Origin of the sequence: Paenibacillus sp. MER TA 81-3, from assembly GCF_023713585.1 — a bacterium.
GTDB lineage: Bacteria > Bacillota > Bacilli > Paenibacillales > Paenibacillaceae > Paenibacillus_B > Paenibacillus_B profundus.
The window spans coordinates 14110-33295 of the sequence record NZ_JAMAWB010000030.1 but is presented as its reverse complement, the minus strand read 5'-3'; the positions used below and the strand labels follow the sequence as shown (position 1 = coordinate 33295).

Annotated in this window: 19 protein-coding genes and 1 other annotated feature; all 19 genes read right to left on the bottom strand. The window is 49.2% G+C overall.

Going from position 1 to position 19186, the window contains the following annotated elements; genetic code table 11:
- Positions 1–38: 38 nt before the first annotated feature.
- Complete coding sequence (gene rpsG / locus M3650_RS28330; protein WP_251579547.1) at positions 39–509, bottom strand: 30S ribosomal protein S7; 471 nt, start codon at positions 507–509, stop codon at positions 39–41.
- Positions 510–549: 40 nt separating this feature from the next.
- Positions 550–969: a 30S ribosomal protein S12 gene (gene rpsL, locus M3650_RS28325; protein ID WP_019420691.1), complete on the bottom strand. Its 420-nt coding sequence runs from the start codon at positions 967–969 to the stop codon at positions 550–552.
- A gap of 136 nt (positions 970–1105) precedes the next feature.
- The gene (locus M3650_RS28320; protein ID WP_019420690.1) at positions 1106–1363 is read right to left on the bottom strand and encodes a ribosomal L7Ae/L30e/S12e/Gadd45 family protein; all 258 of its coding nucleotides are present in this window, start codon (positions 1361–1363) and stop codon (positions 1106–1108) included.
- A gap of 254 nt (positions 1364–1617) precedes the next feature.
- Complete coding sequence (gene rpoC / locus M3650_RS28315; RefSeq protein WP_251579545.1) at positions 1618–5235, bottom strand: DNA-directed RNA polymerase subunit beta'; 3618 nt, start codon at positions 5233–5235, stop codon at positions 1618–1620.
- Between the two features lie 163 nt (positions 5236–5398).
- A complete protein-coding gene (rpoB, locus tag M3650_RS28310; protein WP_019420688.1) occupies positions 5399–8941 on the bottom strand; it encodes a DNA-directed RNA polymerase subunit beta in 3543 nt (1180 codons plus the stop codon).
- Positions 8942–9330: 389 nt separating this feature from the next.
- Positions 9331–9936: a class I SAM-dependent methyltransferase gene (locus M3650_RS28305; protein WP_233698718.1), complete on the bottom strand. Its 606-nt coding sequence runs from the start codon at positions 9934–9936 to the stop codon at positions 9331–9333.
- A gap of 139 nt (positions 9937–10075) precedes the next feature.
- Positions 10076–10441: a 50S ribosomal protein L7/L12 gene (rplL, locus tag M3650_RS28300; protein WP_019420686.1), complete on the bottom strand. Its 366-nt coding sequence runs from the start codon at positions 10439–10441 to the stop codon at positions 10076–10078.
- 72 nt (positions 10442–10513) lie between these two features.
- Positions 10514–11017, bottom strand: coding sequence for a 50S ribosomal protein L10 (gene rplJ / locus M3650_RS28295; protein ID WP_019420685.1), 504 nt, complete (start codon positions 11015–11017; stop codon positions 10514–10516).
- Between the two features lie 60 nt (positions 11018–11077).
- Positions 11078–11244, bottom strand: a sequence feature (ribosomal protein L10 leader region).
- Between the two features lie 113 nt (positions 11245–11357).
- Positions 11358–12050 (bottom strand): 50S ribosomal protein L1, encoded by a 693-nt coding sequence (rplA, locus tag M3650_RS28290; RefSeq protein ID WP_233698719.1) that lies wholly within the window; start codon positions 12048–12050, stop codon positions 11358–11360.
- A gap of 62 nt (positions 12051–12112) precedes the next feature.
- Entirely contained in the window at positions 12113–12538 is a 426-nt protein-coding gene (gene rplK / locus M3650_RS28285; protein WP_019420683.1) for a 50S ribosomal protein L11, read from the bottom strand.
- 76 nt (positions 12539–12614) lie between these two features.
- Positions 12615–13148, bottom strand: coding sequence for a transcription termination/antitermination protein NusG (gene nusG, locus M3650_RS28280; protein ID WP_019420682.1), 534 nt, complete (start codon positions 13146–13148; stop codon positions 12615–12617).
- 23 nt (positions 13149–13171) lie between these two features.
- On the bottom strand, positions 13172–13363 hold the full coding sequence (secE, locus tag M3650_RS28275) for a preprotein translocase subunit SecE (protein ID WP_026010982.1): 192 nt from the start codon (positions 13361–13363) through the stop codon (positions 13172–13174).
- Positions 13364–13401: 38 nt separating this feature from the next.
- Entirely contained in the window at positions 13402–13551 is a 150-nt protein-coding gene (gene rpmG, locus M3650_RS28270; RefSeq protein ID WP_019420680.1) for a 50S ribosomal protein L33, read from the bottom strand.
- 455 nt (positions 13552–14006) lie between these two features.
- The gene (sigH, locus tag M3650_RS28265) at positions 14007–14663 is read right to left on the bottom strand and encodes an RNA polymerase sporulation sigma factor SigH (protein ID WP_251579543.1); all 657 of its coding nucleotides are present in this window, start codon (positions 14661–14663) and stop codon (positions 14007–14009) included.
- 235 nt (positions 14664–14898) lie between these two features.
- Positions 14899–15438: an NYN domain-containing protein gene (locus tag M3650_RS28260; protein WP_251579541.1), complete on the bottom strand. Its 540-nt coding sequence runs from the start codon at positions 15436–15438 to the stop codon at positions 14899–14901.
- Between the two features lie 11 nt (positions 15439–15449).
- The gene (gene rlmB, locus M3650_RS28255) at positions 15450–16190 is read right to left on the bottom strand and encodes a 23S rRNA (guanosine(2251)-2'-O)-methyltransferase RlmB (protein ID WP_251579539.1); all 741 of its coding nucleotides are present in this window, start codon (positions 16188–16190) and stop codon (positions 15450–15452) included.
- Positions 16191–16247: 57 nt separating this feature from the next.
- The gene (locus M3650_RS28250; protein ID WP_251579537.1) at positions 16248–16784 is read right to left on the bottom strand and encodes a Mini-ribonuclease 3; all 537 of its coding nucleotides are present in this window, start codon (positions 16782–16784) and stop codon (positions 16248–16250) included.
- Positions 16781–18214 (bottom strand): cysteine--tRNA ligase, encoded by a 1434-nt coding sequence (gene cysS / locus M3650_RS28245; protein ID WP_251579535.1) that lies wholly within the window; start codon positions 18212–18214, stop codon positions 16781–16783. The genes M3650_RS28250 and cysS overlap by 4 nt, the downstream gene beginning before the upstream one ends.
- 36 nt (positions 18215–18250) lie before the next feature.
- Complete coding sequence (gene cysE / locus M3650_RS28240; protein ID WP_251579533.1) at positions 18251–19021, bottom strand: serine O-acetyltransferase; 771 nt, start codon at positions 19019–19021, stop codon at positions 18251–18253.
- Positions 19022–19186 lie beyond the last annotated feature (165 nt).

Here is a 19186-nt window from a genome sequence, read left to right as displayed (position 1 = left end):
TTTGGTGACTCGATATTCGAGACCCGAATAGCTTTATTCTACCAACGGTAGTGAGCAAACGCTTTGTTTGCTTCAGCCATTTTATGCGTATCTTCACGTTTCTTAACAGCTGCGCCAGTGTTGTTGGAAGCATCGATAATCTCTGCTGCCAAACGCTCTTGCATTGTTTTTTCACCGCGGTTGCGCGAGTAGTTAACCAACCAGCGCAATCCCAAGGATGTGCGGCGCTCAGGTTTAACCTCGATAGGTACTTGATAGTTAGAACCACCTACACGGCGAGCTTTAACTTCAAGGACCGGCATAATATTTTTCAATGCTGCTTCAAACACTTCCATAGGATCATTCCCTGTACGTTCACGAACGACTTCAAATGAATCGTACAGAATTGTTTGAGCAACACCACGTTTACCGTCGATCATGATGCGATTAATCAGGCGAGTAACCAACTTGCTGTTATACACCGGATCCGGCAACACGTCGCGCTTAGGAACTGGACCTTTGCGTGGCATGTGAATCCCCCTTTCCAATTGACTTCATAAACGCGAACAATTACTTCTTCGCTTTTGGACGCTTCGTACCGTATTTGGAACGAGCTTGCATACGGTTGTTCACACCCGCAGTGTCCAATGCACCGCGAACGACGTGATAACGAACACCCGGAAGGTCTTTAACACGGCCGCCGCGCACAAGCACGACACTGTGCTCTTGCAGGTTATGACCGATACCGCCGATATAAGCATTCACTTCAACTCGGTTCGTCAAACGAACACGTGCATATTTACGAAGCGCGGAGTTCGGTTTCTTCGGAGTCAATGTACCTACACGAGTGCAGACACCGCGTTTTTGAGGCGCGCTCAAATCCGTTTCTTCGCGTTTCAACGCGTTGAACCCTTTTTGCAATGCTGGGGATTTGGATTTTTTGATTTTAGCTTCGCGGCCTTTACGTACCAATTGATTAATTGTTGGCATGTTGCCACCCCCTTCCCATAAAATTAAACACCTTTACAACTCATTCATTTAAGCCCACAGATCCAGGTGGTTCATAAATGAACAAATGAAAAGTTTTTGCCGTAGGACTTCACCCTTAACAAAAACATAGGTTTCCTTATTCATCACCATCGACGACAGCCACCATGGCAGCGCCCACTTCAATGCCGCATGCTTTGCCGAGATCGCGCATCGTGCTTACATATGTAAGCTTAACGCCCTTCTTCTCGCACAGCGCAATGACCTTGGACGTTACACGCGAGTCTGCGTCTTCTGCAACATACACTTCAATGGCCTTGTCATACTCAACCATCTTTAACGTTTGTTTCGTCCCAATTCTTACATTGCTATCCTGTAACCCTTTATCATTAGACATGAAACATGTTCCTCCAAAAGTACAGGTCATTGTCTCGGGCACACTACGATATAGTAGCACTTCAAAAACCGAGTGTCAAGCATTCTTTTTACTTTTTATTCAAACTATCACTTCAAAAAAAACGAAGGAAGAGGCTCATACCACAACTGCAGCAAGAATCCTCTGCGCTCGTGAAACAGAAAGCCAGTTGGCACCCTATCTTGCCGGGGTGCCAACTGACACATTCCGCTATCCATTGTACAGCTAAGTCAAGCTTACTCCGAAGCGCCTACACCAGCAGGGTCCAGAGCTTCCGTCACTTCTTCTTCCAGCGGATTGATTAGCTTCACGCTGCGGTAACGGTTCATACCAGTACCTGCAGGAATCAGCTTACCGATAATGACGTTCTCTTTCAAGCCGAGCAATTGGTCGACTTTGCCTTTGATCGCCGCATCGGTCAACACGCGCGTCGTTTCTTGGAATGATGCTGCCGACAGGAAGGAATCTGTCTCAAGAGACGCTTTGGTGATACCAAGCAAAATTGGCTTCGCCACAGCAGGTTCTTTTCCAGCAAGAATCGCATCTTTGTTGGCTGCTTCATATTCATGCATATCTACAAATGATCCTGGCAGAAGAATCGTGTCTCCCGCATCAACAATGCGGATTTTGCGTAGCATCTGCTTGATCATGACTTCAACGTGCTTGTCGTTGATTTCTACCCCTTGGTTCCGGTAAACGCGCTGAACTTCCTGCAAAATATAGTTCTGCACGCCGCGGATACCTTTGATGCGGAGCATTTCTTTTGGATCGATCGAACCATCTGTAATCTCGTCTCCGGCTTCGATCTGCGTGCCTTCGGCTACACGAATACGGGAACCATAGGTGACCGGGTACACTTTCGTCTCGGCTTCACCTTGGACTTCCACTTCACGACGGTCTTTAGCTTCACGAATCTCTTTGACGACACCATCGATCTCGGAGATAATCGCTTGACCTTTCGGATTCCGCGCTTCGAAGAGCTCTTGGATACGCGGCAAACCTTGTGTAATATCGTCTCCAGCAACCCCACCGGTGTGGAACGTACGCATCGTGAGCTGCGTTCCTGGTTCACCGATGGATTGCGCCGCGATAATACCGACGGCTTCCCCGATTTCCACGTGTTTGCCTGTTGCCAAGTTGCGGCCATAACAGATCTTACATACGCCATGACGGGCACGGCAGCTAAGCACAGAGCGAATTTGCAGCTTTTTAACACCGGCATTGACAATGGCTTCCGCCTTATCAGTGTCGATCAAATCGTTACGGTGAACGATAATCTCACCTGTTTCCGGATGACGAATCGTTTCAAAGGAATAACGGCCTTCAATTCGGTCGTACAAGCCTTCGATGACTTCTTTACCATCGGAGATATTGCTGACCATGAAGCCCTTGTCCGTACCGCAGTCGTCCTCGCGGACGATAACATCCTGCGCAACGTCAACAAGACGACGGGTCAAGTAACCCGAGTCCGCTGTACGGAGCGCCGTATCTGCGAGACCTTTCCGCGCACCGTGAGTGGAAATAAAGTATTCCAAGACCGTAAGGCCTTCACGGAAATTCGATTTGATTGGCAATTCGATAATCCGACCAGATGGGTTCGCCATCAGACCCCGCATACCGCCGAGCTGAGTAATCTGCGATTTGTTACCCCGTGCTTTCGAGTCTACCATGAGCATGATGTTGTTATAACGATCCATCGATTTCATGAGAATCTCGGTAATTTTATCCTTCGTCATGGACCAGACTTCAATAACACGGTCATAACGCTCGTCATTCGTAATCAGACCACGACGATATTGATTCGTAATGACTTTAACCTTCTCTTCGGATTCCTTCAGGATATCCACTTTCTCCGGAGGTACGATAACATCCGACACCGCAATCGTAATTCCGGCGCGTGTGGAGTACGTAAATCCGATCTGCTTGATACGGTCCAAAATGACCGACGTCTTCGTCGTATGGAATATATCGAAGCAACGGGCAATGATTTGACCGAGATAGTCTTTACCGACTGCCCCGGATTGCGGAATATTCTGAATAATTTCATGAATATTCGCGCCTTTTTCATAAATAAAGTAATGATCCGGAGTTCCCTCGAACAAGTTGCGCTTAGTCGCTTCGTTGATGTACGGGAAATCTGCCGGGAAGATTTCATTGAAAATAATGCGTCCAACCGTCGTAACGATAAACGCCTCTTGTTGCTTATCTGTAAACGATGTCTTCTTCAAAGCTTTCGCCGGAATTGCGACACGCGCGTGCAAGGATGCCGTACCGCGTTGGTATGCGGACACTGCTTCATTGGCAGTAGCGAAAATCATGCCCGAGCCTTCTGCTTCTTTGTTGTCCATCGTCAAGTAGAATGATCCGAGAACCATATCCTGAGATGGCGTAACGACCGGTTTACCGTCTTTCGGGTTCAAGATGTTACCGGATGCCAACATAAGCAAGCGTGCTTCTGCTTGCGCTTCTGCCGACAACGGAACGTGAACAGCCATCTGGTCACCGTCAAAGTCCGCGTTGTACGCCGTACAAACGAGCGGGTGAAGACGGATCGCACGGCCTTCGACCAAGATTGGTTCGAACGCTTGGATACCGAGACGGTGAAGTGTCGGCGCACGGTTCAACAGAACCGGATGCTCGCGGATGACTTCTTCGAGAACGTCCCATACTTCTGGGCTGACGCGCTCCACTTTGCGTTTTGCGCTCTTGATGTTATGTGCCAAACCTTTATTCACGAGCTCTTTCATGACAAAAGGTTTGAACAGCTCAAGCGCCATTTCTTTAGGCAAACCACATTGGTACATCTTCAAGTACGGACCTACAACGATAACGGAACGACCGGAATAGTCAACCCGTTTTCCAAGCAAGTTCTGACGGAAGCGGCCTTGTTTCCCTTTCAGCATATGGCTAAGCGATTTGAGCGGACGGTTCCCTGGTCCGGTTACCGGACGGCCGCGACGGCCATTATCAATCAGGGCGTCTACCGCTTCTTGAAGCATCCGTTTCTCATTCTGTACGATGATATCCGGTGCACCCAAGTCGAGCAAACGCTTCAAACGGTTGTTCCGGTTAATGACACGACGATATAGATCGTTCAAGTCGGACGTAGCAAAACGGCCGCCATCGAGCTGTACCATCGGACGAAGTTCCGGAGGAATGACCGGCAGCACATCAAGAATCATCCAATCCGGACTATTGCCGGAGTTGCGGAATGCCTCGATGACTTCCAGGCGTTTGATAGCCCGGTTACGGCGTTGGCCTTGAGCGGTACGCAGCTCTTCTTTGAGCATATCCAGCTCTTTGTCCAAATCCAAATCTTGAAGCAGCTTCTTTACAGCCTCTGCACCCATACCAGCCTGGAACGCATGACCATATTTCTCACGGTAGCTGCGATATTCTTTTTCAGACAGCAATTGTTTCCTCTCAAGCGGCGTATCTCCTGGGTCCGTTACGACATAGGAAGCGAAGTAAATAATCTCCTCCAATGAACGCGGGGACATATCCAGCGCTAGGCCCATACGGCTCGGAATTCCTTTAAAGTACCAAATGTGCGATACCGGAGCGGCCAATTCAATATGCCCCATCCGTTCACGTCGTACTTTTTGGCGAGTTACTTCAACGCCGCATCGATCACAGACGACGCCTTTATAACGTACACGTTTGTATTTACCGCAATGACACTCCCAATCCTTCGTCGGCCCGAAAATCTTCTCGCAGAACAAGCCCTCTTTTTCCGGCTTCAGCGTGCGATAGTTAATCGTTTCTGGCTTCTTGACTTCGCCGCGAGACCACGAGCGAATTTTGTCGGGAGAGGCAAGCCCGATTTTCATAAATTCAAAATTGTTGACGTCCATCAAGGAGCGACCCTCCTTAATCTGTACTTGAGTTCACCGCTTTTGTTTTTACACAGGAAGCGGTCTTCTGTGTTCGAATCTATATGGATTGACGATGGCCGGAACGGCAAAGGAGCCGCCGACCATCGTCCGAACCAACAACGCTATCCTACTTGGGGAATTGTTACTCTACCACGTATTCGCCTTCCGCACCAAGATTCAACTTGTCTTGGGAGGCATCGTCGTCTTCGTCCAATTCACGCATTTCAATTTCTTCTTCGTTCTCTGTCAAAATCTTGACGTCCATACCTAAGCTTTGCAACTCTTTGATCAAGACTTTGAATGACTCTGGAACGCCCGGCTCCGGTACATTTTCGCCTTTGACAATCGATTCGTACGTCTTCACGCGGCCGACAACATCGTCAGACTTGACGGTAAGAATCTCTTGCAAGGTGTATGCCGCACCGTAAGCCTCGAGTGCCCATACTTCCATCTCACCGAAACGCTGGCCACCGAACTGTGCTTTACCACCGAGCGGCTGCTGCGTAACGAGAGAGTAAGGACCCGTGGAACGGGCATGAATTTTGTCGTCGACCATGTGCGCGAGCTTAATCATGTACATGACGCCGACCGTTACTTCACGTTCAAACTGTTCGCCCGTACGGCCGTCATACAACCGCGTCTTACCGTTGCGTTGCATACCAGCTTCTTCCATCGTATCGAACACGTCATACTCGGTCGCACCGTCAAATACCGGGGTAGACATATGCATGCCGAGATAGCGCGCTGCCATACCCAAGTGAACTTCAAGCACCTGACCGATATTCATCCGAGATGGAACGCCGAGTGGGTTCAAGACGACCTGTACCGGCGTGCCGTCCGGCAAGAATGGCATATCTTCTTCCGGGAGGATACGTGCGATGACACCCTTGTTACCGTGGCGCCCCGCCATTTTGTCACCCTCGGAAATTTTACGTTTTTGGGCAATATATACTCGAACGAGCTGATTGACGCCTGGTGGAAGCTCATCGCCATTCTCGCGCGTGAACACCTTAACGTCAACGACGATACCGTCGGTACCATGCGGTACGCGCAGGGACGTGTCACGAACTTCACGAGCTTTCTCACCGAAGATGGCGTGCAGCAAGCGTTCCTCTGCCGTCAATTCCGTAACCCCTTTTGGCGTTACTTTACCGACCAGAATGTCACCTGCTTTAATCTCAGCACCGACGCGGATAATGCCGCGTTCGTCAAGGTTCTTGAGCGCTTCTTCGCCGACGTTCGGAATGTCACGAGTAATTTCTTCCGGTCCGAGCTTCGTATCACGGGCTTCGGATTCGTATTCTTCAATGTGAATGGACGTGTAGACGTCCTCTTTCACCAACTTCTCGGACAACAGAATCGCATCCTCGTAGTTGTAGCCTTCCCACGTCATAAACGCAACGACGACGTTGCGTCCGAGGGCCAACTCGCCCACTTCGGTGGAAGGGCCGTCCGCCAAGATATCGCCTTTTTTGACGATTTCGCCTTTTCTGGCAAGCGGACGTTGGTTAATGCATGTTCCTTGGTTGGAACGCATAAACTTCTGCAATTTATATTTCACGAGGTCGCCTTTAACCTCTTTGCCGTCCACTACTTCGACGCGGCGCACTTGCACTTCATTAGCCGTTACGCGTTCAACGTAGCCGTCTACTTTGGATACGATACATACGCCGGAATCCTTCGCAGACTTATGTTCCATTCCCGTACCGACAAACGGCGCCTCCGGAATAAGCAAAGGCACAGCCTGCCGCTGCATGTTCGAACCCATGAGCGCACGGTTGGAGTCATCGTTTTCCAAGAACGGAATGAGCGCAGTCGCTACCGACACAACCTGCTTCGGCGAGACGTCCATGTAGTCCACACGTTCGCTCGGCATCGTCAAGATGTTGTCAGATTGCTTGTTGTAACGAACAATGATCATATCGTCCTGGAACGATCCATCATCATTCAACAGCGCATTCGCTTGGGCAATGACGTAATTGTCCTCTTCGTCCGCTGTCATGTAATCGATCTGTTCGGATACTTTGCCTGTCTTCGGATCCACCCAACGGTATGGCGCTTCAATGAAGCCGTACTCGTTGACGCGGGCGAATGTAGACAAGGAGTTGATCAAACCGATATTCGGTCCCTCCGGCGTCTCAATTGGACACATACGGCCATAGTGAGAGTGGTGAACGTCTCGAACTTCAAAGCCCGCACGTTCACGTGTCAAACCACCGGGTCCGAGTGCAGACAAGCGGCGCTTATGCGTCAGCTCTGCAAGCGGGTTCGTCTGGTCCATAAACTGCGACAACTGTGAACTACCGAAGAACTCTTTAATCGATGCAATAACAGGTCGGATGTTAATCAGAGCCTGTGGTGTAATGACATTCGCGTCTTGTATCGACATCCGCTCACGAACAACACGCTCCATACGGGACAAGCCGATACGGAACTGGTTCTGAAGCAGTTCACCTACCGAACGCAGACGACGGTTGCCCAAATGGTCGATGTCATCCGTGCTGCCAATGCCATGCAGCAAGTTCATAAAGTAGTTGATAGACGAGATAATGTCCGCCGGTGTAATATTTTTAACGGTTTTGTCGATGATACCATTGGCGATGACTTTGATGACCTTGCCCTCTTCAATCGGCGAGAACACCTCAATCACCTGCATCGGAATATCGTCGCTTTCCAATACGCCGCCCGCAACATGATAGGTTTTAAATCCAACATTGCTTTCGAGACGAGGCAAAATTTCATCTAATAGACGACGGTCAATCATTTGACCTGCTTCTGCAATAATCTCACCCGTATCCGGATCGACCAGCGTCTCAGCCAAGCGGTGGTTAAACAAGCGGTTCTTAATGTGAAGCTTCTTATTCATCTTATAGCGACCAACATTCGCTAAATCATAGCGTTTAGGATCGAAGAAACGTGCGATCAGCAAGCTTCTCGCATTATCCAATGTCGGCGGCTCACCCGGACGCAAGCGTTCATAAATTTCAATCAGCGCTTTCTCCGTCGAATCTGTATTGTCTTTATCCAGCGTGTTGCGGATATATTCGTCATGACCAAGCAAGTCTAAGATTTGTTCATCGGTACCAAAGCCCAAGGCACGAAGCAATACCGTCACTGGAATCTTCCGTGTACGGTCGATACGAACGTAAATAATATCTTTAGCGTCCGTCTCCAGTTCCAACCATGCCCCACGGTTCGGAATGACCGTCGCCGTGTAGGTTTTCTTCCCGTTCTTGTCAACTTTAGTACTAAAATAGACACTTGGGGATCGAACCAACTGGCTGACAATAACGCGTTCCGCACCATTGATGATGAACGTACCCGTTTCGGTCATAAGCGGGAAATCACCCATGAACACTTCCTGCTCTTTGACTTCTCCGGTCTCTTTGTTGAGTAGACGCACCTTTACCCGAAGCGGCGCCGCGTATGTTACATCGCGTTCCTTTGAATCATCGACCGAGTATTTTGGTTCGCCCAAGCTGTAATCAATAAATTCCAGAACTAAATTGCCTGTGAAATCCTGAATTGGCGAAATGTCTTGGAACATTTCACGCAATCCCTCGTCCAAAAACCATTCGTACGATTTCTGTTGGATTTCAATCAAGTTCGGAACTTCGAGTACCTCTTTGATTCGCGCGTAGCTGCGCCGAGTGCGTCGTCCATACTGAACAAGATGTCCTGCCAACTTTAACTCACCCCTCATGTCTACTACAAAAATGGATTGCGAATCCTTTTCGGTATCCTTTATAATAAAGTCCACGAAAGAGACTCTGAAACAAGTTGAAAATGTAGAAAATAAAGCAAAAAGAAAAACGCACGTTCACGGCAAAAATGCGAATTGCGATGGACGCCGTTTCCCCGTGCCGCCGTTTCATGTTGTCGTTTGTCCTTCATATCGATAGACTTGCCCAAAATGTAAACATTATACGTCATTTCCTAAAAAAGTATGCACCGTTTTAAAAAAGACTTGACATTTTGGTCATGTAAAGACATGAAGTCCATCCTAATACTGACATTTTATAATAATATCACATTGGGCATATGAAGTCAACTTAGAAATTGTGTTATCGTCTATTATCGTTTCGTTGCCCGATAGACGCGATATCCTTTATCCTTCGTTACCAACTCCACATTCTCTTCTCCGAACAACGTGTGCAGCTTCGCCTCAGCTGACGGCGCCCCCTGCTTCTTCTGAATCACGATCCAGAGTGCTCCTTGTTCGTTTAATTGTTCATAGGACTGTTCGAAAATGCGATGGACGACTTCTTTGCCGGCCCGGATCGGAGGATTGGTCAAAATGACATCAAAACGCTCGCCGGCAAGTGCGGCCAGGCCGTCACTTTCTTGAACCGTGACATTATGAATGCCGTTTTGCGCGGCATTTTCCTGTGCCAGCTGCAAGGCGCGTTCATTGACGTCCACCATCTTAACACATCCCTGCTGTGCCAAGCGAGCAGCCGTTAAACCAATAGGACCGTACCCGCAACCAACGTCAAGCACTTGTGCTCGTACGGGAATATCCATGCTATCAATCAATACGCGGCTTCCGTAGTCAACTCCGCCCTTCGAGAATACGCCTGCATCAGAAACGAACTGGAAGTTCATCCCGCGAAGCATCGCCCGCCACTGCTGACGGTCATGCGACGCATCCGGCTGTTTGCTGTAATAGTGTCCGTTCATTCCCTTACCTCCTAGCGAGTTACGCTCCAGCAGGTCAAAATCGCTGCCGTTCATTGGCTAAGATGCGCACCGAGGTCGTATCCTAGACAACAAACCCCTTGAATGGTCTTCAAGGGGTTCGCACTTCACAGAGCTGAAATTACTTCACTTCTACAGATGCGCCTGCTTCTTCGAGCTTCGCTTTCACAGCTTCTGCTTCTTCTTTGCTTACTTTTTCTTTCAATGGTTTCGGGCAGTTGTCTACCAAGTCTTTCGCTTCTTTCAGGCCAAGACCTGTGATTTCGCGAACTACTTTGATAACGTTGATTTTGGCAGCGCCAGGGCCGTTCAAAATTACGTCGAATTCTGTTTGCTCAGCTGCACCAGCATCGCCAGCGCCACCAGCCATAACTGCTACAGGTGCTGCAGCTGTTACGCCGAATTCTTCTTCGATTGCTTTAACAAGGTCGTTCAGTTCCAATACGGACATGCCTTTAATGGCTTCCAAGATTTGATCTTTGCTCATTGTTAAACCTCCATATTCGTGATTAATTATTAGATACTCGCGCAATACCCCATCTCGGGAACGCGATCATGATTACGCTTCGGCTTCGTTCTTCTCTGCGACTGCTTTGACAGCAAGTGCGAAGTTGCGCATTGGCGCTTGAAGCACGCTGAGCAACATGGACAGCAAACCTTCGCGGGATGGCAATTCTGCCAACGCTTTGATTTGAGCCACATCGACGACGCGGCCTTCTACCACGCCACCTTTGATCTCAAGAGCTTCGTTCTTCTTCGCAAAGTCGTTCAAAATCTTCGCAGGAGCTACTGCGTCTTCGCGGCTGAATGCGATTGCCGTTGGACCGGACAATACTTCGTCAAGTTCCGACAATTCCGCTGCTGCTGTCGCACGGCGAACCAATGTATTTTTCAATACTTGGAATTCAATGCCTGCTTCACGCAGTTGTTTGCGGAGCTCGGTAACTTGAGACACGTTCAAGCCACGGTAGTCGGCAACAACCGTTGTTGCGCTGCCACGCAATTTCTCAGCGATCACTTGCACTTCTTGCTGCTTCGCTTCGATTATTTTTGCGTTTGCCACTCAATCCACCTCCTACAAGTATCATTACTAACCGCATCCCGACCGTTCTGTTCTACCTACTTCAGCATAAGAAAAGCCTCTGCAGATTACTACAGAGGCATCACGAAAAGGTCAGGTGCGCAGCCGCGTCAACGACGCACACCTTCGCACTCATTCTATTTCGAACACCTCGGTAGGAGATTAAGCCTTCCGGCACCTACTGTCTACGGTACGATTATTCAAATTTAGTTGCACACTGTCTCTCAGCAACTCTATCAGGATAGCACGAACGGTCGAATCATGTCAACCTCTTCCGTTACTTTCCAACAGAGGCCAGATTCTTCCCCTGAGGGAATCTATCTTAGCGGAATGTTGCAGTTTCAACGCGTGCTGCAGGTCCCATCGTCGAAGAAACAGCGATGTTTTTCATGTATACGCCTTTTGCCGCTGCCGGCTTAGCACGGTTCAATGCATCGATGAGAGCTTTAAAGTTGTCGTGCAACTTGTCTGCATCGAAGGACACTTTACCGATTGGCGCATGAATTTGGCCTGCTTTGTCCAGACGGTATTCGATTTTACCCGCTTTGATCTCTTGGATCGCTTTAGATACATCGAATGTAACCGTACCGGCTTTAGGGTTAGGCATCAGACCTTTACCACCGAGGATACGGCCCAATTTACCGACTTCACTCATCATGTCTGGTGTTGCTACGCAGACATCGAATTCGAACCAGCCTTGTTGAATTTTGTTGATCATATCTTGATCGCCTACAAAATCAGCGCCTGCTGCTTCTGCTTCCTTCGCTTTTTCGCCTTTTGCAAAGACGAGAACGCGTTTAGTCTTACCTGTACCGTGAGGAAGTACAACAACCCCACGAACGTTTTGGTCTTGTTTACGAGGGTCTACGCCCAGGCGAACAGCCACTTCAATCGTTTCGTCAAATTTAGCCGTAGCCGATTTTTTCACTAACTCAATAGCTTCCATCGACTGGTAAGTTGTGTCTTTATCGAACAACTTAGCGGCTTCAACGTATTTCTTGCCACGTTTTGCCATGTTATGTTCCTCCTTTGTGGTATTAACGGTTAAACCTCCCACATGCGTCCAGAAAACTTGAATTAGTCTTCTACGACGATACCCATGCTGCGAGCCGTACCTTCAACCATACGCATAGCTGATTCAACAGATGCTGCGTTCAGGTCAGGCATTTTTTGTTCTGCGATTTGACGAACAACGTCGCGTTTTACAGTCGCAACTTTGTTCTTGTTTGGTTCGCCGGAACCTTTTTCTACTTTCGTCGCTACTTTCAACAATACAGCAGCCGGCGGCGTCTTCGTAATGAACGTAAAGGAACGATCTTCGAACACAGTGATTTCGACAGGAATGATAAGACCTGCTTGGTCAGCTGTCTTCGCGTTGAACTCTTTACAGAACGCCATGATGTTAACCCCTGCTTGACCCAAAGCTGGACCTACCGGAGGCGCAGGATTTGCCTTTCCCGCTGGTATTTGCAACTTAACGATTTTAATGACTTTTTTCGCCACGTAGTACACCTCCTTGCGCTAATATGTGAGTTCAAAGCTTGCGCCCTCCCTCACAGCAGAAACCTGAAAAGATGTATTAAATCTTCTCCACTTGGTGGTAATCCAACTCAAGCGGGGTTTCTCTTCCAAACATGTTAACATGGACCTTCAACTTCTGCTTGTCCGTAATGATTTCTTCAACCGTACCGACAAAGTTAGCAAAAGGTCCGACCTTAATACGCACCGATTCCTTCAAGTCGAAATCGACTTTTGGCTTCGGCGCTTCCATTCCCATTGTCTTCAAGATTTGTTCAACCTCATCAGGCAACAGCGGGATAGGCTTTGAACCAGAACCAGTAGAACCGACAAAACCAGTGACCCCTGGCGTATTGCGAACAACATACCAAGACTCATCCGTCTGGATCATCTCTACCAAAACATAGCCAGGGTAAACCTTGCGCATGACGATCTTTTTCTTGCCGTCTTTGTTTACCACTTCTTCTTCCATTGGAACAAGAACTCGGAAAATTTTGTCTTCCATGCCCATGGATTCGACGCGCTTTTCCAAATTGGCCTTAACTTTGTTTTCATACCCCGAATAGGTATGAACAACGTACCATCTCTTTTCCATAACCAAGCCACCTTGGGACTTTATTAAATAATCGCTTCGACGATCGCGCTAATTCCGATGTCAAGGACCCAAAAATAAAGCGTCATAAAGACAACCGTGGCTAATACGACGATCGTATAGCTTGTCAATTCTTTACGATTGGGCCAGCGAACTTTTTTCAATTCGCCCCAGCTGTCGGCAAAGAAGGAAAACATTGAACCGAAACTACGTTTCAGATTCCCGAAGAAAGCCACGGACTACACCTCCATCTGACTTATCTTGTTTCGCGATGAGAAGTATGCTCGTTGCAGAACTTGCAGAATTTCTTCAACTCAATGCGGTCTGGGTGATTGCGTTTGTTCTTTGTTGTCGTGTAGTTGCGTTGTTTGCAGTTCGTGCAAGCCATCGTAACGATTACCCGCATATAGTACACCTCCTGAAGACACCTTAATGATAAGAAGCGTCGAATTTATCCCAAGGGGAAACAGTTTGTTCCCATTCCATAAGGAATAAAAACCGCCTCTCGAGCTGAATAAGACAGACTTATTCAGTAAAAACGTACGCATATTTAGGGCTACCTAAAACACTTTATCATAAGGGTCAAATCATGTCAACGAAAAGTATTGACGCTAGGGGGGGGTTACGACCTCCACTCTATCATAACCGACAGCTGCATGCAAAAGGAATAATCTCGAATGTCGAAGTCTATACCAGTATGGTAGATTTTCAATCAATCTAAACCTGCGCCCTATCATCACCTTTTCACGATCGCGGCATTCCCGCTCCTTCACCAGTCAGAACCATTCCTTAATAGTAAAAAAAGCTTATTCCCTCACTCGTGAGGTGGATAAGCTCTTCATGACATCTCTCTATCGTTCGCTATTCCTCATGTGCGCCATCGCGCAATTCCAAATACCGCTCCAGCTTGCGCTTCACACGCTGCAGAGCATTATCAATGGATTTGACATGTCGATCTAGATCGACGGCAATCTCCTGATAGGATCGTCCGTCCAAATAAAGCATTAACACTTTGCGTTCCAAATCGCTCAGTATTTCGGACATCTTGTCTTCAAGTCCGACAAACTCTTCTTGATTAATAATGAGCTCTTCCGGGTCCGATACACGCGAACCCCCGATAATGTCCAGCAACGTCCGGTCCGAATCTTCATCGTAAATCGGCTTGTCCAAGGAAACGTATGAATTTAAAGGGATATGTTTCTGACGCGTCGCGGTCTTGATCGCGGTAATGATCTGTCTTGTGATGCACAGTTCGGCAAACGCCTTGAATGAAGCCAACTTGTCACCTTTAAAATCCCGAATCGACTTGTATAGGCCGATCATACCCTCTTGTACAATATCTTCACGGTCAGCCCCGATCAAAAAATAAGAGCGTGCCTTCGCCCGTACGAAATTGCGGTATTTGTTAATTAAGTATTCAAGCGCTTCACTGTCCCCATCACGAACCGCGTCGACTAGCTGTTCATCCGCCAACCGATCGTATGAGGAGGCGCTTAATACTCTGAGGTCAACACTCACTAGCAATCCCTCCGGCCTGCAACGCAATCCACTGTTACATCACAAATGATAGATTCAGTATATATGAATCTATCTAACACCGTCAACCAAGTGAAGCCTTATCCAGAGCGGAATCCAAGGTATTTCACAAATAAAGAGACAATCACTTGGAAAAAAGATACCAAAATCCGTACTGGGCGAACATCTCTTCTCTCGATTCTAGCGCGTGTTCAAAAAAACTGCTTTTCAACCTCTGCTAGTCTTCTTCGCCGCGGCGCATCCGTTCCAGCTTCAACAGTTGCTCCAGACTCAGCTTCCCTTCCAACGGATTACGTTTGATCGGCTGCGATGCATGCTCCCGGATACGAGACTGCACTTCTTGTCTTGCCTGCTCAATGATGAGCCGAAGCTCCCGCGCAGAGACACGAAGCGCACCCTGCCCGAAGGTGACGCGCTGCTCCGTCATGTCGGAGGTGGCAACATAGATTTGACGGCGGCGATGCGTCAGTTCCTTTACGAGACGTTCAATGCATTCATCCGCCGTTTCTTTTTCTTTTGTAAAATAAACCGTCATATTCCCCTGCTTGTATTTCATCCCGAGACCGGGAACGCGATACGCGTCGAACACGGCAATGACTTTTCGCCCCGAATAAGCTTGATAATCCGCAAGCATGTGCAGCAGCCGATCCCGCGCTTCTTCCAATCGGTTATCCGCAAGCTGCGACAATTCCGGCCATGCCCCAATCATATTGTAACCATCGACCAAGAGCACATCGCGCCAATCCTGCCGTTCCATGTTCCGTAGCCTCAGCCGCGGCGCCGGCGCACAACCTCATACATAAAGATGCCAGCGGCTACCGACGCGTTTAGCGAATTGATTTGCCCTGCCATTGGCAATGTACAGAGAACATCACACGTTTCACGGATAAGACGACCCATGCCTTTGTTCTCGTTGCCAATTACAAGCGCAACCGGAAGTGTGAACACATCCGCATCGTATATTTCCTGCGTCGCCGATACGTCTGTGCCGACAATCCACACGCCGCGCTCTTTCAGCTGTTCCATTGTCTGTGTCAAGTTCGTGACGCGGGCAACCGGCACATATTCGACTGCCCCTGCCGATGTCTTCGACACCGTAGCGGTAAGTCCAACCGAGCGACGCTTCGGAATGATAACACCGTGAACTCCCGTACAATCAGCCGTACGCAAAATCGAGCCCAAGTTATGCGGGTCTTCGATTTCGTCTAGCAACAGCAAAAAAGGAACTTCCCCTTTGGCCTCGGCCCGGGCGAGAATATCTTCCACTTCCACATAATCATAAGCAGCGACTTGAGCGACAACACCTTGATGCTGCACGCCTTCGACTATCTGGTCCAGCTTACGCTTGTCCACCGTCTGAATGACAACTCCCGCTTTCTTCGCTTCAGCGATGATAGGCAGGGTCAAATGCTTCTGCGCATTATCCGCAATCCATATCTTGTTGATGGTGCGCCCAGATTTGAGCGCTTCGGTAACCGAGTGTTTCCCGGCGATAAATTCTTCATGCATGCGTGTAATGGCCTCCCGTTATGTGTAGCTTCGTGTATTGCATCCGTGCTCCACACGTTATTTATTGTCGTGCTCCGCTTCATGGGCGTGAACGATCATATTCATCAGTTGGCGCAAGCGATCATGCTGCCCGCTGAAATATAAATAGCCGAACAACGCTTCCAGCGCCGTTGCCTGTCGGTATTCGCTCACATCGGCACTTTTCGGCACACTCGACTTCGTATTCCGCCCTTGGCGTACGATATCGGCTTCCTCTTCCGTCAAGAAGGAGGCGATGCTGCCGAGAATGCGAGCCTGTGCTTTCGCAGACACATAGCTTATTACTTCTCTGTGCAAATGATTAGGGCGATGATTCGGCTTCGATATCAAATATTGGCGTATCGCTGCTTCGTAGATGGCATCGCCCATATAAGCGAGCACGATCGGGTTCAAATGCTTCGCTTGCTTGGATGGAGCGAAGGGGAAGAGCAAATGTTGCGGCTCCCCTTGTCCCGTGCTCGCTTCGTCTATTTCATGCCGTGCTTGTTCATCCTTGTTCATGGCGCTGTTATTCGCTCCTTTGCCTCCGGACGCCGGTTGTTCGTCTCTCTTCATTTGCGACGCCAACGTACGCCTTGCGGCGTGTCCTCCAGCAATATTCCTTGAGCTGTCAGCAAATCGCGAATCTCATCGGCGCGCGCCCAGTTTTTAGCTTTGCGCGCATCATTGCGTTCTTGAATGAGTTGGTCCACTTCTTCGTCAAGCAGCTCATCCTCCTGATCCATCACGAGGCCGAGCACATCATTCATCGCTTCGAACGCATCGAGCAGCGCTTGCAAATTGCCGGCCTGCTGCGCTCCTTGGGTACCGTGCTGCAAGTAGGTGTTAGCCTCGCTTGCCCATTCGAACATGGCCGTAATGGCATCAGCCGTGTTGAAGTCATCCCGCATCTTCGCATCGAACGTGTCGAGGATGCCGGCCAGCTTCGCCTGCAGCGTGTCATCGGGCTCCTGTTCATGCACCGCTTCCGCACCCGCTCCATTCGTCACCGTCTGCAGAGCATGCTGCACATTCGCCATCGCATTGGCAATCCGGCTCACGCTCTTCTCCGCCTGCACCATTGCCTCTTCGCTGAAGTTAAGCGGATTGCGATAGTGCGTCGCCAGCATGAAATAGCGGAGCGCCGCCGGTTGATACTGCTTGCGCAAATCTTTGACAAGCACGCCGTTGCCAAGCGACTTCGACATTTTTTCATTATTAATATGAATATACCCGTTATGCATCCATACATTCGCCAGCGGCTTGCCGGTGATGGACTCCGATTGCGCTACCTCGCACTCGTGGTGCGGGAATTGCAAATCCTGGCCCCCGCCGTGTATATCCAGCGTCTCACCCAAATATTTGCGCGCCATCGCGGAGCATTCGATATGCCAGCCTGGACGGCCATCGCCCCACGGACTCGGCCAGGAGATTTCTCCAGGCTTTGCCGCCTTCCAGAGTACGAAATCTTCAGGGTTCTCTTTGCGCTCATCCACTTCAATTCGAATGCCGAGTTGAAGTTCTTCTATATTTTGATGAGATAGCTTCCCATAATCATGAAACTTCTTCGTGTGGAAATAGACATCTCCGCCGGATTCATATGCGAAGCCACGCTCCACCAATTCAGCGATGTAGGCGGTGATTTCCGACATATTGTCCATTACGCGCGGGTTCTGCGAAGCACGGCGGACGCCAATCCCGTCGATATCTTCATAAAAGGCTTGGATAAAGCGATCAGCGACCTCCGGCACGGTAGATCCAAGTTCCGCCGCTTTGCGAATTAGCCTATCGTCCACATCCGTGAAGTTGACGACATATTTCACATCATAGCCAAGCGTCTCCAAATAACGGCGGACCACGTCAAAGAAAATCTGCGGACGCGCATTGCCGATATGAATATAATCGTATACGGTCGGACCGCATACATACATGTTCACCTTATCCGGGTGTATCGAGATGAACGGCTCTTTGCGGCGCGTCATCGTATTATAAATGTGCAGCGTCATGGGTGCGCTAACCTCCTACATTAATCTCGTTTCGCTTTATTTTTTGATTACATTGGCTTCAACAAGCCGTTCCGCGGCGTCTTCGTCCTCTTTTGGCTGTTTACTGGCTGCGTCCGGGTCTCCTGCTTGATCATCGACTTGATCACCAGCAATATTTCTTGGCTTGGAAGGCTTGCATAGTTGCAATTCGGCTTTCAGCACATCGATCTCGCCTTGCAAGCTGCGCAGCATATCGATGACCGGGTCAGGCAATTGGGCATGATTCAGACGGTCAATGCGAATGCCGTCCTGCTTCACGATTCGCCCTGGTATACCGACTACGGTACAGTTCGGCGGAACTTCCCGCAATACGACTGAATTGGCCCCAATGCTGGAATTGTCTCCAACCTTGAACGATCCGAGCACCTTGGCACCGGAAGAAATGACTACGTTGTTCCCGATCGTGGGGTGCCGCTTTCCTTTTTCTTTCCCTGTCCCTCCAAGGGTCACCCCTTGGTAGATGACGACATCGTCTCCGATTTCACACGTTTCACCGATTACGACCCCCATCCCATGGTCTATGAACAGACGGTTCCCTATACGGGCACCTGGATGTATCTCAATTCCGGTCACAAAGCGGCTCGCCTGCGAAATGATGCGGGCCACCGTAAACCAACGGTGTCGGTACAACCAATGAGCGATTAGATGCGCCCATATCGCATGCAGTCCAGAATAAGTAAAAATGACTTCAAACCGGCTTCTTGCCGCAGGGTCGTTATCGAACACCGCTCGCACATCAGATTGCATTCGTCGAATGATACGCCACATGACCCGTCCCCCCCGGAACTTCCTAGAAGTGGTGAACCTCTAAAATAAAAACGCCTCTGCAGCATGATGCTGCAGAGGCGCGGTGCGCGGTTCCACTCTGCTTGGATAACGTTACATCCAGACCAGACGCCTCATTCCCTCGAATTCACCTGGAATCTGGCCGCA